We start from the raw sequence: 16,573 nt of genomic DNA on the forward strand, positions 1-16,573 counted from the left end.
TTCTGATAGCATGTCGCTAATTTTGTGAAGCTTTGTTTGTGTTAACTCATAATGATTTATTAATGTTGAGATTAAAAAGTATTTATTGTCAACTAAACTTTCAAATTGCATATCATTTAAAATTATTCTATTGTCAATATTGGAAAAATTACTTTTTTCTAATTTAATGGCATATGGTGAAAATTTTCCATCTATTTCGCGAAGTGAAGCTATTTCATAAAATCGTTTAAATAAATAAAAATTATCATGGCTGTCAATGTAACCAATATTATCCTTGATTTCCCTAATAACTGAAGGTAACTCATAAATTAAATTACGTAATGAATCTGATTTCATACTTGCTAAACTTCCTGCAGATATTGCCTCCTCTAAAACGGATGTATTTAGTGCAAACCTTGGGCTACTGATAATTCTATAAAGCAATGAATCTGTTTTTTCAATACTTTTTTCCTTATAATTATTTCCGGTCATTTTTAGAAAATGCAATAAAGCATTTAATCCCTGATTTTGATTTTCAACTTCACGTTTTAGCAATTCTATATTTTGATTAGTTTCCTGTAATAATCTTTTTGAAAGTTCGCGAGATTCAATACGTTGTATTCTCTCTGTATTCCAATTATTTACTTGTAGTGCAAGAAGAATACCAATCATAACAAGAATAATTTCTCCGATTGCATATTTAAAATACTTTCGAGTTTTGTTTTCCATTAGCAAATTTTGACGAATTTTTCTAAAGAATTTTATCATTGGTTAGTGGTTTTTGGTAATGAAGCACAACGGTTCTCGGCTTGGCGATGTGGCGGATTTTTAGCACAAATGTTCAATAGAATTACTGCTGTTGAACCTTGTACAAATGTTTCATAGAAGTACTTCTGCCGCCATATTGCCAAACCGATGTTATGCCTTCGTTGTTCTTTTCTCATTCTGTCGGCAAGTAAAGTTTCATTGTTCCTTTTTTAAACAACACTTCGTCCAAATGCCCCATTTTTTGTCGGTCTGCTGTAATTAAGTGCATATGTAAAAATGTGTCGTGATGCGTAAAAATTGCTTTATGTTCAGTTGAGAAAAAGCCAATAATTTCGGATTGTTCGTTTTTCAGTTCGTAGTTCTTTTGTCCTTTGTGTGCTTCGTCTGGCGAACTTACTTTTGACCCTTTTGGTAAGTTCACAATATGAATTGTCGCTTGTTCAACTGTCCCCGAAAGTTTGAACATAAAAGGTCGTGGTGAATTTTTAGTCACCTTGTCTAGATATGTTTCAAGTTGTTGAATTGTCTGAATGCTGTCGGGCAACACTTGCTCAGTCCATTTTGAAATGTTTGCATAACCAAAAAATGGGGCATTAATGTTATAAGTTTCTTCCACTTTCATTGTCGTGTCGAAAACAACAGTCGATATATATGATTTCCCGTCAATGATTAAAATTTCGCCTGATAAATACTCAACTGGTCCGAGTCCATATAAATTTGTCTTGTTGGTTATAGTGTCAAGTTTTATGTTTCCATAAAGTTGTCCTTTCCACATCACATTTTTCATTTCGCCAATAATTTTCACTCCGTTGGTCGTTTGTTGTGCTTTTGAACTGCAACTTGTTAAAGTCAAAATTGTCAGTCCGAGAAGTGTTGTTTTAAAAATCATATTTGTCTTTTGTTTCGTGTCGTCCTACAATGAGGCATAACGATTCTCTCCACGCCACAGTGGCGTGAAGCATTCCAAATTAGAATGAAAGACGCCACTGTGGCGTCTATTTTCTCATTATCTAAACATATAACTAATATCCTACATATCCAATCCGTCCAATGGACTTTTTATTTGGTCAAAAGTAAAAGCATTGACTTACCAAATTCCCATAAAAACCTGTTTGATCTTTGGGGATAAGCCTGGCTAAAAATAAGGATCCTGACTTATACCTCTCCTAATCCCTAGTACACCTTCCCCCCTCCGTGTCCCTTATCCTCCCTATACTCCGACTCAGTTCTAATTCATAATTATGAATTCAGAATTCTAAATTATCGGCTCTCGCTTCTTGATACTTGGCTCTTGCTTCTTGATACTTAAAATCACTTTCTCCCAAAAAACACCTGCAATAAAGCCGCAAATCCCATCACCAACAGACACCCGATCACATTGTACCATAGGAATCCGATATTAATCGAAATCCCCAGCAGGGAATCGCCGTTTTTCCAATGGATCAACAAAATAATCGCCTCGGTAATAAATGCGGCCAAGAAAACAGCGTGGCCTTTGACCCACTTCATGTAGAATCCTACCAAAAAGATCCCCAAAATCGTCCCGTAAAAAAGCGAACCGAGCAGGTTGACTGCCTGTATCAGGTTCTCGAAAAGGGAAGCGTAGGTGGCAAATAAAATGGCAAATCCTCCCCAAATGGCAGTAAACCACTTGGAAGAAAGCAAATAATGGTATTGACTCGCGTTTTTGACAATGGACCGCTTATACATGTCGATGGTCGTCGTAGTTCCCAATGAATTGAGTTCTGAGGCGGTGGAAGACATCGCAGCACTGAAAATCACCGCAAAGAGCAAGCCTATAATACCTTGGGGAAGGTAATCCATCACAAAGCGCATGAAAATATAATCGGTATCTCTGGTCTCTGCATTTGGATCGTTCCTGACGATCAATCCTTTGACTTCATTCCTGATGGTTTCCTGGTATTGGCTTTTCTTTTGGATTCCGTCCTTTGCCGCAGCGATGCCTGCTTCATCTTCAGCTTCCACGGCTTTGAGCAAATCTTGGATGTCTTTGTTTTTCTCCTGAAAAACGTGTGTAAACTCATCCTGCAAAAACCTGTAATCCTCCTTCAAGGCAGAGTTTTCCAATTGCTCGGTCTGCTGTTTGTTGAAGACCACCGGCGGCTGGAAAAACTGGTAAAATACAAATACCATCACACCGATAAAGAGGATGATAAACTGCATCGGTACTTTCAGCAAGCCATTCATCATCAGGCCCATCCTGCTTTGCGTCAGCGAACTGGCAGAAAGATAACGCTGCACCTGCGACTGATCAGTGCCAAAGTAGGAAAGAAAAAGAAACAGCGCTGCCGTCATGCCTGACCAAAAATTATAGCGGTCAGCCCAGTCAAACTCAAAATTGACTACGTTGAGTTTTTCCATTTTACCGGCCACATGCAATGCATCTGTAAACTTGACTGGTAGCATATAGATCACGAGGATTCCTGCCAAAATCATCCCTCCCATCATCACAGCCATTTGCTGCTTTTGGGTAATGGAAACGGCTTTGGTACCACCCGAAACGGTATACACGATCACCATCAATCCTATAAAGACATTGGTAAAGGTGAGGTTCCAATTCAATAAAGTGGAGAGTATGATGGCAGGTGCATAGATCGTAATCCCGGCAGCCAAACCCCTTTGCACCAGAAAAAGAAATGCTGCGAGCGTCCGGGTCTTCAGGTCAAACCTGGTTTCCAAAAACTCATAGGCGGTATATACCTTCAGCTTGTAATAGATAGGAAGGAAAGTGACAGATAGGATGATCATCGCCAACGGCAATCCAAAATAAAACTGGATAAAGCGCATGCCATCCTCATAAGCCTGTCCCGGGGTGCTAAGAAAAGTAATTGCAGAGGCTTGGGTTGCCATAATGGAAAGCCCTATTGCCCACCAATTCATATTGCTGTTGCCTCGGATATAGCTATCCATGTCCTGCTTGCCAAGGGTCTTGTACACCCCATATCCCGCGATGGCGATCAAGGTCCCAAAGAGTACAATCCAATCTATTCCACTCATGCGAAGTGGTGGGTTAGCCAGTAAAAAAACAAAACCAATCCTCCCAATGTAAGCATCAGTCCGATATACCAGTTGTTCCAGTTGATATTATCTTTCATTCCCTTGCTCGATAAGATTGACAAATAACCTGACTGCACCGGGAACTCCTGCCGGCAGCTCACGGAACCAGGATATGCTGGAATAAGTATATGTTCCCTTCCCGTATTTGGTATGGATCAAGGAACCATGGAAGAAATCTTCCCCTGGATCCTGAAAGGCAATCGGTGCACTGTAATTTGTATCCCAATTGGCGGTGAAGTAAAGTCCCCTTTCCTGCACCCAACCTTCAAAATCTTTGGCAGTGATCTTATTTGGCCCGGCCAAAATGGGATGGGTATAATCTACCTGTATCGGTGAATTTTCCACAGTCACCCTTTCCCTTGATATCGCAAAAGGATAAGGTCCAAGGTCTTTGGTCAACAAAGGCGAGCCTGTGTTGTACTGCACGATCAGATTTCCCCCTTCTTTCACATATTCCATCAACTGATCCACATTGGAAGCAAGAGTCTGATTGACATTGAATGCCCTGATGCCAACGATGACAGTGGAAAATGCTTTGAGCCTGTCTTTTTGCAGGTCAGAGTCTTCGAGAATACTTACCTGATAGCCCAAATTCTTCAATACTTCAGCCACATCATCCCCTGCCCCATTGATATATCCGATCTTTTGTCCGGATACTTTCAGGTCTGTTTTTATGAGTCCCAAGGAAGTGCTTGTAAAATAGGTCAGGTTTGGGATATGTTTGTAAGAAATCCGCTTGGTGTCCAAGTTAAATTCCCTGCCGTCTTTGGCTTTGAATGTCACCAAGACTTGTTTTTTCTCTTGGTCAGAATCCAATATTTCAAGGGTGTAAAGCGTCCTCTTTCTTCTGTCATCTTTTTCGGCACTGACAATGCGGTACTGATTTGGGGCCAAGCCCTTTAGCAGGAGCTCACCATCTAAAATCTGATCACGGAAACTTACCTCCACATGGAGTTTATGCTCTGAACCATTCACCAAGAAAAGATTTGCTTTATCGAGGTGAACATTGACTTCGGGTACCAAAGTAAAAGGCTGCTTGACCTCACCGTCTACCTGATCATTGTATTTGAATTGCAGGGGCAATTCTATATTGATTTTCTGTGTTCCGATTTCCAAGGAAACGACGCCTAAGATGCTTGGGCTGTTGCTTGGTTTTCCGATTTTATCCCGATCCTGAATATTGAACAGCGCACCGTCCAATGGTTTTTCCAACCAATAAGGCTGGGAGACGGGATAGTCTTTTGGAATCTGGATTTCAACCGGCAAAGTCAAAGCAATATTGTTGTTGATTTCTTTTGCAATTGGGGTTTGGAAAAGTGGGCCATCAAAGGATTGGACTTTCACCACACTTTGAGAAGGATTGTTGATGATGAATTCTGCGTTGATCTTTTCCCCCGGATATCCGATTTCTTTTCTGATGTTGAATTCCGCTTTGATTCCCAAGGTTTCCAAAATCAGCCGATCAAGATGCTCCTTCTTTTCTGTCAGCCACAAGGCAGTGGACTTTTGGGTATCAAGCAATGCCTTGGTTTTTAACAAGCCTGCCAGGTTGTTTTCCGGTTGGATAAAATCAAACCCCGAGAGCACGTCATCAATGGATTTTGTGATTTCAGCCCCGTTTGGAAGCTCATTCCACCTGCTTTCGATCGCTTCAAACGGATGTGTTTTGAAAGGAGAGCCTTTGATCAATTCTATAAAATCGTTGCCTTGGCCAATCTGCGAGGTCGATCCAAAGCCCTGCGATTTGTGCATGGTCCTACTGTCTGCCGCTATTTTCGAATAGGTAGTTCCCAACAAGGGATTATATTCGCCCACCATAAACCTATGGTAAGTTTTGCCTTCCTCAGGTTCGTATTGTCCTCCCCAATTGTAGGCATTCCAAAAAACACTTTTTGGCTGCCAAACAGAAACATATTTGAGTTGCTCCGGAAAGGCGTTTTTGTCAGCCGCAAGTTCAAAAGCCTCAACCGAAAGTATGGCAGAACTGGTATGGTGGCCATGGGTGGTACCTGGAATGGTATTGAATCTGTTGATGATTACATCCGGTTGGTATTTTCGGATAATCCAGACCACATCTGAAAGCAGCTTCCTTTTGTCCCAGTTGTTGAAAGTTTCATCAGGATTTTTGCTATACCCAAAATCCAAAGCACGGGTAAAAAACTGCCTGCCTCCATCTGTTTCTCTTGCCCTCAAAAGCTCCTGTGTACGGATCATACCCAATTCGATGCCCAATTCGCTTCCGATAAGATTCTGTCCCCCGTCTCCCCTTGTCAGGGAGAGGTAAGCCACCTCTGCATGCTCAGCATTGGCCAGGTAGGCGATCAATCTGGTGTTTTCATCATCCGGATGTGCTGCCACAAACAATATCCTCTTGGTCTCTTGGAACCTGAGCAGATTATGATAAAGCTTTGAGGAAGGATTGGATTGTGCAAAAATCGGAAATACTAAAAGGTAACTTAAGGAAAATAGCCACCACTTTTGATTCTTCATGTTTTTCAAAATTTGGGTAAAATGTAGTGTAAGCAATTATCAAAAAAAACTGATTTTTATATCAATGGGTTTTCGAAAGTGTTAAATTATCAAAATCAATACTTGTTTTTATCTTTGAAAATCAAATATCCCACAGACCATTCAAAGATATCTGCTTTGAAACCGTGGGCTTTAAGGGTGATTCCCGTAAACATATTGTTCGCAAACCGGTACCTGACACCTATACGTTCATAATATGCGGACGGTTCATCATTAAAAGGATTCCGGTGTAGATAGACTCCAATTCCTAAAGGAAGGGAAAAATTCTTCTTGAGCACCCATTCCCCTGAAGCCACTATGGCGAAAGAGGCTTTGTCCATGAAGCCTGATTTTTCCCAATCTCCCGGCAAAGAGCCATTTGGTGCATAAAACATATCAAAGCCCAAACCATACCTGAGTTTATATCCTTTCTGCTTCAGGTAATTGGCACTTAAAACCCATTTGACGTAAATGTCTCCCCCTATTTCATAATTTTTGGCACCGACAGAGGTCCAGACATTCACATGGTTATTGGGAATGTATTTAGGGATCTCAGATAGACCTGATTTGTCAAAATTACTTCGATTGAGCGTTGACCTGAGTCCGATGGAAAATGGGATAAAATTCAAACCAGCATTTGGCTTCTTGATGGACCCATTTGAAAAATGCTTCATCCCAAAACCTGCATCCAAGTTTAGCCAAGGAGAAAGGGCATACCTCATGGAAAAGCCAATATGAACATAACCATTTCTATAAGAACCAATAAACTTGTTGATTGGATTGTAATCAGGATCATAAGGTTTGAAGTTAAAGGCTATGCCAAAAGCGGCGAAGTAACTATAACTCAACCTGCCATTGAAATAGGTTTTTGTAAATGGCAGATCAGCATAGGCATAAACAGCATTGGGTTTGCCTATATAATCATTTTTGAAAGTAGCCGTATAGAGTCCAAATCCATAGGTGGGATACCTATAAATCATATTGTAAACAGTCTTCTTTGTATTTCTAAAACCAAGACGAAAGTCAAGAGCCTTGTAATTCAAGCCATTATTGATGAATTCACCCCAATCCGTATTTTTTGGAATCATTGGGCCGGTTTCAAACAAAAGGCTAAGGTGTTTCTGAAATTTGGGATTTTGTGAAGTAGAATCAGCATCATTGAAAGCCTGTGCCCATCCAAAAGGAAGAATCAATAATAAAATACAAATTCTGATGAGGGGATTTAGAGGCATTTGATAATGCGGTATTTTTTAATAACCGCCAAAATTGGAAATTTATTCGCAGGAAACAAAATCAAGGGAATCAACAAAAAAGGCCGTCAATTAGGACGGCCTTTCAATGTTTCATTGGTTGGAGAAATTACTTTTCCATCCAGTCTGCTCCATATTTCGCAACAAGCATTTTATTATACTTTTCTACCTCAGCGGTGTTCTTCAACCTAGTGTGTACGTTGAATAAAATTTCCATAATTTCACCATTGTCAGGTCTTAATGCCAAACCTTTTTCGAAATAAGGTACTGATTCAGCATAAAGTCCTTCAGCCTGCTTGGTCATTGTAGGTGCATTTTTCTCCCATTCTTCATCAGATAGGTCGTTGATTTTGGATAAAATTTCTCTTGCTTGGTCCAAGAAGATAGCTCCTGTGTAGTAATTTCCTTCAAAGAAGTTTGGATCAGCAACTACTGATTTCTTGTACTGTTCCAAAGCACCTGCCATATCGCCTGATTGCTCCAACAAATACCCGTATCTTAACAGCAGGCCTGCATTGTTTGGATCGGCGGCCAAAGCTTCTTTGACAGAAGCCATTGCCTCATCCATTTTGTTCATTTGAAGTAACAACTGCACCTCAAATTCTGAAAGGGTTTTGTCCTCAGGATAATCAGCCCTAGCTCTTGTTACATACTTATAAGCTTCTTCAGGATTCTTATCCTCAGCACTGATGATCTGGATCAACAGGTAATAAGCACTCAGTTTGTTATATTCTTTGATTTCGATCAATTTAAAGAATTGCTTCTTGGCATCTTCATATTTACCAAGGTCATTTGCAATGTAACCTGCATTGAAAGATGATGTCGTATCGGTTGGATCGATGTCTGACATCAGGTTGAAAAACTCATAGGCCATTTCCATGTCGTCATTTTCGTAGGTCTTGATAGCCTTTTCAAATGCCGCATTTTTGAGGGTCCTGATGGAATATGGCTTAAAGTTTTCTGGCAAATCAGGAATCTCTTCCTTGTAGACTTCCTTGCCTATTTTACTTTCCATGCTATTTCCGGACATTTCCATAGCCTTGTTGAATTGCTCAAGGGCATTCCTACCTGTTTCCACGGTAGAGGCCACATTGGAGGAATCCTGACCGAATTTTTTTGTCAAAATCCGCGCTTTCAAAAGCGGGGTTTCTGGATTATCCTTGGTTTCAGGATTTTCAAGAGCTGCATCAACTTCTGATAATGCAAGTTCAAGATCTCCTTTTTTGAAGTTCTTTTCTGCAGAACTAACGACTTTCTTCTGGGCAAAAGCAACTGTCGCAAATGCAACCAATGCCATTGATAAGATTACCTTTTTCATTTGTTTTCTTTTTTGCTAATTATTTGGTTCTGTATTGGTATAAATATAAGTACTGGATTACGATTCTGGTGTAGCTTCTACCTCATCCTCTTCATCCCTAGTGATTTTTTCGACTGAAGAAATCTCATCACTTTCGCTTAATTTTATCAACCTAACCCCCTGTGTAGCCCTTCCCATCACTCTCAATTCAGACACTGGAGTCCTGATTGTAATCCCTGATTTATTGATAATCATCAGGTCATCACTGTCTACTACTTCTTTGATCGCCACTAGGTAACCCGTCTTTTCGGTAATGTTCATGGCTTTCACCCCTTTTCCGCCTCTATTGGTGATCCTATATTCTTCTATCAATGAACGCTTTCCGTAGCCTTTTTGTGAAACTACCAGTAGCGTAGCATCTTCTCTCGCAGCACATACCATGCCAACCACTTCGTCATTAACATCCGTTAACGTTATGGCCTTAACTCCTGTAGCAGTCCTCCCCATCGGCCTGACTTTGGACTCATGAAAGTGGACGGCTCTACCTGATTTGGCGGCGATGATGATGTGGGAATCTCCAGTGGTCATTTCCACACGAAGCAACTGGTCATCCTCCCTGATATTCAACGCAATAATACCATTTGTCCTCGGCCTTGAATATTGTTCCAAAGTGGTTTTTTTGATGATTCCATTCTTGGTTACCATCACCAGGTAATTATTGGTGATATAGTCGATGTCATTCAGATCGCCGACCTGGATGATTGACCTGATTTTATCCTCTGAGGTTATATTGATCAGGTTTTGTATCGGTCTTCCTTTGGTAGCTTTAGCTCCTTCAGGTATTGCATAGGTTTTGAGCCAGAATAATTTTCCTAAATCTGTAAAGATCAATAGGTAATTATGGGTGGATGCAGTGAACAAATACTCAGTCCAATCATCTTGCTTGGTGATGGCTCCCTTAGAACCAACTCCCCCTCTACCCTGTGACCTGTATTCGGTCAATGCAGTCCTTTTGATATATCCCTGATGCGAAACGGTAATGATTACCTCCTCATTTGGAATCATGTCCTCATAACTGAAATCCTCGGCATTGTGCTCGATGGTAGTCCTTCGGGCATCGTTATACCGGTCTTTGATTTCATTGAGTTCATCCTTGATGATCTGCATCCTTCGTTCTTCACTTCCCAAGATATCTTTGAGGTCTATGATCAATGTCATGATCTCATTGTATTCATCCTGGATTTTTTCTCTTTCCATGCCGGTAAGACGCTGCAAACGCATGTCCAAAATGGCACGTGACTGGATCTCACTCAAGCTGAATCTTTCCATCAAACCATTTCTGGCTGTTTCAGGATCTCGGCTACTTCTGATCAAAGAAATCACCTCATCGAGATGGTCTAATGCAATCAGATAACCTTCCAAGATATGGGCTCTTTTTTCTGCCTCCCTGAGTTCATACTCTGTTCTTCTGATGACCACCTCATGTCTGTGATTGACATAATGGAAGATCATATCTTTCAGATTGAGTGTCTGAGGCCTTCCTTTTACAAGGGCTACGTTGTTGACTGAAAAAGAAGTCTGCAGCTGGGTCTGCTTGTATAGGTTATTGAGAACCACACTTGAGATCGCATCTCTTTTCAACTCATAGACGATTCTCATACCCTGTCGGTCAGATTCATCCCTTATGGCGGAAATGCCATCTATTTTCTTTTCGTTTATCAGAGCAGCTGTCTTCTCGATCATATTGGCCTTGTTGACCAAATAGGGGATCTCTGAGATGATGATTGCTTCTCTGCCGTTGTCTTTTGTTTCGATTTCGGCTTTGCCCCTTACGACTACGCGTCCACGGCCTGTTTCAAAAGCTGCTTTTACACCATTGTATCCATAGATGATACCACCGGTTGGAAAATCAGGGGCTATGATAAATTCCATCAGTTCGGCAATGGAAATTTCTCTATTGTCAATAAACGCGATAATTCCGCTAACAACTTCACCAAGGTTATGGGGCGCCATATTGGTGGCCATACCAACTGCAATTCCAGAACTTCCATTCAACAAAAGTGCCGGGATTTTTGCAGGCAAAACAACAGGTTCTTTTAAGGAATCATCAAAATTGAACTGAAAATCGACAGTCTCTTTGTTGATATCTATCAGTAGTTCCTCAGCAATCCTTTTTAGCCTGGCTTCTGTATAACGCATAGCGGCTGGATTATCTCCATCCACAGAACCGAAGTTCCCCTGTCCGTCTACCAAAGGATATCTCAATGACCATGGTTGGGCCATTCTTACCATGGTCTCATAGACTGCAGAGTCTCCATGGGGGTGGTATTTACCCAATACTTCCCCAACTATTCTTGCAGATTTCTTGTAGGGTTTATTGTGCATTACACCCAATTCCTGCATGCCAAAAAGTATCCTTCTGTGAACCGGTTTGAGACCGTCTCTTACATCCGGAAGGGCTCTTGAAACAATGACCGACATCGAATAGTCGATGTATGCCCCTCTCATTTCATCCTCAATATTAATAGGGATAATATTCTCGTTTTCTCCTTGCGCCATATTTTAATCGGTGATCAATAAGCCTGCAAGTTAATAAAAAGAATACGGTTTAAAAAAGGGAAAGCCATCTTGTAGCGGGTTTTGATTTGACATCAATACCATTGCCCTACCCTACGGTTTTGTTGCTGGAAAATCGAACTTCCCCGATACTCCACCCCATTGTGCAAGTGCTTCATTACTACACCACAACCCGGCACTTTACACCTTTTTGTGCTTGGAAGGCTGATGGACAGTCCGAACTGTGCGAAAAAAAGATTTTGACCAATGGTCTGAAATTCTTCCGGAATTTCGGTCTGGAAATTATAGTTGCGGAATTCTGCCCCTGTTTTTATAAAAAACTTGGTGTACTCAGAAAATTCTTTCTCTATCCTCAATGCAATATTGAAAAAAGACTGGTTGTCGGTATTGATCAGAGGATCGAAATTTTTTCTCATGTAGACATTCCCAAACTCACTTTCAGCTATAAATCTCCAAGGATAAATCTGCCTGATCCTTTGGTTTTTTTCTGACTGCATCATGATGTTGTTTGAGTCGAAGGCCCTGTATTTCCATTGCAAAAATTTGGCTCTCTTATTGGCATCATACAGCACCAGACCGATGGACCCAAAAGCCCTATCCAAAGTATAACTTTGATCCTTAAACTGAAATTCAAGATCTCCTGACCGAAGATTTGACATCTGTCCAAATTCCCTTCCATAGCCGGCACCAAGGGTAAGGGTGTTGAAAAGATTTAATTTAATGGCAGCATTGACTGGAAAAGCAAAATTATTTCCTGAAAAAGTCAGGGTATCACCGGAATTGACTGACTGAGGAACATCAGTGTTTTGAAATTGCGAAATGGGGTACAATGAAGGGGAATTGGAATTAAATACCATCTCGTTGGTATGAAATGCACCTCCGGTAAAAAATTCAAAACTGAAATTTCCGATGGCATTTCTGAACACATTCCCAATGTTGCTTTGACTCTTCCTGGTTTTGGACTTGGCTTTGGAATCAATACCAAAAATATCCTCATCCTGGCCATGGACAAAATGAAAACCTAAAAACAAAACACAAACCAAGACAATTGATTTCTTCATAAGAATAATAACGAAAGCGAAATTAAAAACAATACCTTGACTAAAGCAAAAAAGGCTTCCAATATTGGAAGCCTTTTGGGTTTTGCCACCTCAAAATATCAAACTTATCCTTCTGCGGATTGACGCTTTTCTTTTAATTCGGAAATCAAAGAGTTGATTTTTTCATTCAGGCTTGGGTCTGCACTTTTAGCCTTCATGATTTTATTGTAGGTTCCTGCACCTAATTTCTCAGAATCCTTGATGAAATCAACTTTGTAGTTTTTAACAGACTCACCCAAAGAATCCATGAAGTCCTGGATTTTTTGAAACGCTGCTGTTTCCTCTTCGGTAATATTTATTTCTGCAAGCTTATCTTCATTGCCCCATGCTGCTTTGATTTCATTGTAACGGGCTGCACCCCCCAAAGTAGAATCTCCTTTTATCATCTCAACAAGCTCTTCCTGTTTCTCAGCCAAAAAATTTGCGACAGATTCCTCCATCGTGGCAAATTTCAAAATTTCTTCCTCTGTAACTTCCTCAGTCGCCTCTTGCGCAATAGACTTTACATTCATAATTCCCATGAATAGGAAAGCCAATAAAAACACTTTTTTCATCTTGTAAACGGGTTTTGGTAAATAATTTCAAATTGAATCAACTTTCAATAAAGGGCTTAAGCCCCATGATTACAAGATAAATACAAAAAAAAATACCCTAAAAAATGTTAAATGGAAAATATCAATTATAAAAGGAAGTAGGAATTAATCCATATTTAAAGACTTTTAAGCTCACGTATGGTCTTAATCGGATCTGCTGCAGAAAACACAAAATTTCCAGCGACAAGGATATCCGCCCCTTCAGCAATGAGTAAAGGTGCGTTCTTAAGATTCACCCCCCCATCGATTTCTATCAAGGTTGATGAGCCTTTTCTGTCGATCAGAGATTTGAGCTGTGAAACTTTTTGATAGGTATGTTCTATAAATTTTTGGGCGCCAAATCCTGGGTTGACAGACATCACACAGACAAGGTCTATGTCTTGGATAATATCCTCCAAAAGACTGACCGGAGTGTGTGGATTGATGGCAACACCGGCTTTACAACCTAAGGCCTTGATCGCCTGCAAAGTCCTGTGCAGATGGTTGCAAGCTTCCAGATGAACCGAGATGATGTGTGCTCCCGCTTTTTGAAAAGCTTCCAGATAACGGTCAGGATCCACTATCATCAGATGAACGTCCAAAGGCTTGGCGGCATGCTTATGAATGGCTTCAGTAACGGGAATCCCAAAAGAAATATTCGGAACAAATACCCCATCCATGATGTCTACATGAATGTAATCTGCCTCTGAGGCATTGAGCATTTCGATTTCTCTTTGGATGTTGGCAAAATCAGAAGCTAGTACAGAAGGTGCAATTTGAACAGACATGATGGGATTGGGTTATAGAATCGCCTGCAAAGGAAATAAAAAATCTCTTTGGCTTCTTACCTTTTTAATAATTTTGTCCGTTTGACTTCTCTCCCTGACTGCACCTGTACCAAAAACATTCCTTTTGGGATCATGGGAAGACTGATTTCAAAGGGTTGGCTAACAGATTCACGCAAAATCTCTATTTTTTGGATTTCCTTGCCGTTGACATCGTATAGTGAAAATTCACCTGCAAGACTTTTTCCAAATTGGACATACAAATCACCTCCATTCAATGGATTGGGGTAAATTTTAAAATCACTTTCTTTTTCCAAAGTCAATATGCTTAAAATCTCGCCAAAATATGCCTTTGAAAAATCAGGGATTCCATAGCCCAACAGGTTATCCGGGGTTTCAAATTGGCTGGAACTCCTCAAAATATAATTGATCAAATCATCTTTGGACCATTCAGGACGGGCTTCCCACAACCCTGCAGCCAAAGCAGAGATCTGGGGGGCAGAAAATGAAGTGCCATTGGATGGTCCCAAGGTACCGTTGGATCGGATCAATTGCGCACTATTGCCAAATGCGGAAACTTCCGGCTTAATTCTGCCATCGGCAGTCGGTCCTTGAGAACTAAACCCTGCCCTGACAAGGTCGGCATTAACCGCACCGACTGATAATATCCCTACAGCATCTGCCGGGGCAATGATGGAAGAGGCGCCTCTGGAACCATAATTCCCGGCACTTGTAACTATCAATATACCTTTTTTGGAAGCGATGTCTGCCCCAATGGTAATGGTGGCTGTTTTCCCATCCAAATCAGCAATGGTATAATCCATACTGGGATCATCAAAATCCCAATAGCCCAAGGAACTGCTGATAATATCCACCCCAAGACTGTCAGCCCAAGAGGCAGCCCGAACCCAATTGTATTCTTCAATCCGGTATTCGGTGGGAACATCTTCCGTGATACCTAGGATGTATTTGGAATCAGGCGCGCCGGAGACCAAGAGGGTTTCCTGATTGGCAGCAATCAGAGAAAGGGCATTCGTGCCGTGCTGGTTATAATTAAAAACATTGCTGTTTCCGATATGTACAAAATCCGCCGTGGCAACTATCCGGTTGTTGGTAAACAAATGGGCAAAAGCAGGAATAGTGTTGACTCCCGGAAAACCTGCATCAAAAACTGCAATCGTAATTCCATTTCCTTTATACCCTTCCGCATGCATAGCAGGTATGCCTATCAAGTCATTTTGGAAGTCATAAGGGTTTGTTTCGGTTTTTGCATTATGCTTCAAAGGGTAACTTGCACCGACTTTATTGCTGAAGCCCAACCTTCCGACGGAACTTTTGCCAGGAGCTGCCAATACAACCTTCTTTACATAGGGAAGCGCAGCTATCTCATCGATTTTTTCAGCATCGGCCTCCACAAGGGATGCATTCAACCAATTGATATTAAAGAGGACTTTGGTGGATTTCTGGGCCAAGCCAGAAACGTATTTTGAAGAAACAGGCAAATCAAGGCTGTCCACAGGTATCTCAAACCTTGCTTTTCTTGCAACAGCTTCGTCTGACAGAAACTCAGCAGGCCGGCTTAGGGAAAAAGAATCTTGGGGCTTATACTTGAAGTGGACGGCATACCTGTTTTGTCCAAAAGAAATGGAGACAATAAAAAAACAACATACTGAAAATAGAAGTCGGCTAAAGCTTACCATATGCTTTTATTTTTAGATGTGTCAACCGTCCTGAGTCGACAATCTTTTGTCCGAGACAATCATTCCTCGAGCAATAGGTAAAAACCTCATAATATTGCTCCACCAAGCCAATTCCTTTGGCAAACACTTCATACCTGTTATCCCTGAATGTAATTTCATCATCTTCTTCCTCTTGAAGGACTTTCAATGATTGGGAAAATGATTGGGATCCAACATCGATATTTCCAAGAAATGAGATTTCATACTCATCGGGATCGCCGGCATTGAATATTTGCGCATCCCAAGTTTTCTCCAACTCAGGAGGAAAAACCAAATTTACGGTCTTTTTGTTCTCAAAGGTCCTTAGTAATGTCAGGTTTCGGTACTGCATCAAATAATTCCCAATGATTTCCCAATCGGTACCATTTGTGGATTTTTCCCTTGCCAAGACAAACACTAATTCATTTTCAACATTGAAATAGTTGTAAATAATCCTGTCCTTCAAAAAAAAGGTACTGCTTTCCTCATCGCTTTCTCCAAATACAATGGTTTCATTTACCTCATATTCCCAAAACAAACCCACCTCGAGGGGTTGGTAATCCAAACCAAAATCAGTTTGGGGTGTTTCGGTTTCGGCACAGGAAAACAGAAAAGCAATCAGGCTAAGAAAGTAAAGTGGGTGAATCTTAAGCATAAGCAGGTTCTAAGCGTCAGCAAAAATACATTTTTAACCTGAAATTTTTACCTTAGCATCCAAAAATCATCAAAACAGAAGCATGGCCCTCCGTTCGTTTGTAAAAATCAGTTCAGTAACCAATCTTTCAGACGCAAGGTATTGCGCCGGTATGTACGTCAACATGATCGGTTTTGACTTGGAAGAAAACAGCAAAAACTACACTTCGTCCCAGAAATTCAATGAAATCACCGGATGGCTTTCGGGGGTTGATTTTGTTGCTGAATTTGAAAGCACGCATCCCGAA

At 40.9% G+C, this 16,573-nt stretch carries 12 protein-coding genes and 1 pseudogene; 1 reads left to right on the forward strand and 12 read right to left on the reverse strand.

Going from position 1 to position 16,573, the window contains the following annotated elements:
- The 12 genes from ACZFYI_RS05150 to ACZFYI_RS05205 form a co-directional block, all read right to left on the reverse strand.
- A partial coding sequence (locus ACZFYI_RS05150) for a DUF6090 family protein (protein WP_462523050.1) occupies positions 1–747 on the reverse strand: 747 nt, incomplete at its 3' end.
- A 172-nt stretch (positions 748–919) separates the two neighbouring features.
- On the reverse strand, positions 920–1,636 hold the full coding sequence (locus ACZFYI_RS05155; protein ID WP_462523051.1) for an acetolactate decarboxylase: 717 nt from the start codon (positions 1,634–1,636) through the stop codon (positions 920–922).
- A gap of 422 nt (positions 1,637–2,058) precedes the next feature.
- Positions 2,059–3,765 (reverse strand): sodium:solute symporter family protein, encoded by a 1,707-nt coding sequence (locus tag ACZFYI_RS05160; RefSeq protein WP_462523052.1) that lies wholly within the window; start codon positions 3,763–3,765, stop codon positions 2,059–2,061.
- Between the two features lie 87 nt (positions 3,766–3,852).
- Positions 3,853–6,315: a PIG-L family deacetylase gene (locus ACZFYI_RS05165; RefSeq protein WP_462523053.1), complete on the reverse strand. Its 2,463-nt coding sequence runs from the start codon at positions 6,313–6,315 to the stop codon at positions 3,853–3,855.
- Positions 6,316–6,410: 95 nt separating this feature from the next.
- The gene (locus ACZFYI_RS05170; protein WP_462523054.1) at positions 6,411–7,565 is read right to left on the reverse strand and encodes an acyloxyacyl hydrolase; all 1,155 of its coding nucleotides are present in this window, start codon (positions 7,563–7,565) and stop codon (positions 6,411–6,413) included.
- Positions 7,566–7,692: 127 nt separating this feature from the next.
- Positions 7,693–8,901, reverse strand: a complete 1,209-nt coding sequence (locus ACZFYI_RS05175; protein ID WP_462523055.1) for a tetratricopeptide repeat protein — start codon at positions 8,899–8,901, stop codon at positions 7,693–7,695.
- Between the two features lie 57 nt (positions 8,902–8,958).
- Positions 8,959–11,439, reverse strand: a complete 2,481-nt coding sequence (gene gyrA / locus ACZFYI_RS05180; RefSeq protein WP_462523056.1) for a DNA gyrase subunit A — start codon at positions 11,437–11,439, stop codon at positions 8,959–8,961.
- A 92-nt stretch (positions 11,440–11,531) separates the two neighbouring features.
- The gene (locus tag ACZFYI_RS05185) at positions 11,532–12,518 is read right to left on the reverse strand and encodes a hypothetical protein (RefSeq protein WP_462523057.1); all 987 of its coding nucleotides are present in this window, start codon (positions 12,516–12,518) and stop codon (positions 11,532–11,534) included.
- A gap of 104 nt (positions 12,519–12,622) precedes the next feature.
- Positions 12,623–13,111 carry a hypothetical protein gene (locus ACZFYI_RS05190; RefSeq protein ID WP_462523058.1) on the reverse strand — a complete coding sequence of 163 codons (489 nt, stop codon included), beginning with the start codon at positions 13,109–13,111 and terminating at the stop codon, positions 12,623–12,625.
- A gap of 155 nt (positions 13,112–13,266) precedes the next feature.
- On the reverse strand, positions 13,267–13,917 hold the full coding sequence (gene rpe / locus ACZFYI_RS05195; protein ID WP_462523059.1) for a ribulose-phosphate 3-epimerase: 651 nt from the start codon (positions 13,915–13,917) through the stop codon (positions 13,267–13,269).
- A 56-nt stretch (positions 13,918–13,973) separates the two neighbouring features.
- On the reverse strand, positions 13,974–15,614 hold the full coding sequence (locus ACZFYI_RS05200; RefSeq protein ID WP_462523060.1) for a S8 family serine peptidase: 1,641 nt from the start codon (positions 15,612–15,614) through the stop codon (positions 13,974–13,976).
- The gene (locus ACZFYI_RS05205) at positions 15,601–16,287 is read right to left on the reverse strand and encodes a hypothetical protein (protein ID WP_462523061.1); all 687 of its coding nucleotides are present in this window, start codon (positions 16,285–16,287) and stop codon (positions 15,601–15,603) included. The genes ACZFYI_RS05200 and ACZFYI_RS05205 overlap by 14 nt, the downstream gene beginning before the upstream one ends.
- 82 nt (positions 16,288–16,369) lie before the next feature.
- Here ACZFYI_RS05205 and ACZFYI_RS05210 point away from each other — a divergent pair.
- Positions 16,370–16,573: pseudogene (locus ACZFYI_RS05210) on the forward strand (phosphoribosylanthranilate isomerase); the annotation flags it as partial.

The organism is Aquiflexum sp. (assembly GCF_977115555.1).

Bases quoted from the DNA above. Each gene is read 5' to 3' on its own strand.
- gyrA (WP_462523056.1), bottom strand. From the start codon at position 11,439: ATGGCGCAAGGAGAAAACGAGAATATTATCCCTATTAATATTGAGGAT.
- ACZFYI_RS05175 (WP_462523055.1), bottom strand. From the start codon at position 8,901: ATGAAAAAGGTAATCTTATCAATGGCATTGGTTGCATTTGCGACAGTT.
- ACZFYI_RS05155 (WP_462523051.1), bottom strand. From the start codon at position 1,636: ATGATTTTTAAAACAACACTTCTCGGACTGACAATTTTGACTTTAACA.
- rpe (WP_462523059.1), bottom strand. From the start codon at position 13,917: ATGTCTGTTCAAATTGCACCTTCTGTACTAGCTTCTGATTTTGCCAAC.
- ACZFYI_RS05165 (WP_462523053.1), bottom strand. From the start codon at position 6,315: ATGAAGAATCAAAAGTGGTGGCTATTTTCCTTAAGTTACCTTTTAGTA.
- ACZFYI_RS05170 (WP_462523054.1), bottom strand. From the start codon at position 7,565: ATGCCTCTAAATCCCCTCATCAGAATTTGTATTTTATTATTGATTCTT.
- ACZFYI_RS05200 (WP_462523060.1), bottom strand. From the start codon at position 15,614: ATGGTAAGCTTTAGCCGACTTCTATTTTCAGTATGTTGTTTTTTTATT.
- ACZFYI_RS05185 (WP_462523057.1), bottom strand. From the start codon at position 12,518: ATGAAGAAATCAATTGTCTTGGTTTGTGTTTTGTTTTTAGGTTTTCAT.
- ACZFYI_RS05160 (WP_462523052.1), bottom strand. From the start codon at position 3,765: ATGAGTGGAATAGATTGGATTGTACTCTTTGGGACCTTGATCGCCATC.
- ACZFYI_RS05190 (WP_462523058.1), bottom strand. From the start codon at position 13,111: ATGAAAAAAGTGTTTTTATTGGCTTTCCTATTCATGGGAATTATGAAT.
- ACZFYI_RS05205 (WP_462523061.1), bottom strand. From the start codon at position 16,287: ATGCTTAAGATTCACCCACTTTACTTTCTTAGCCTGATTGCTTTTCTG.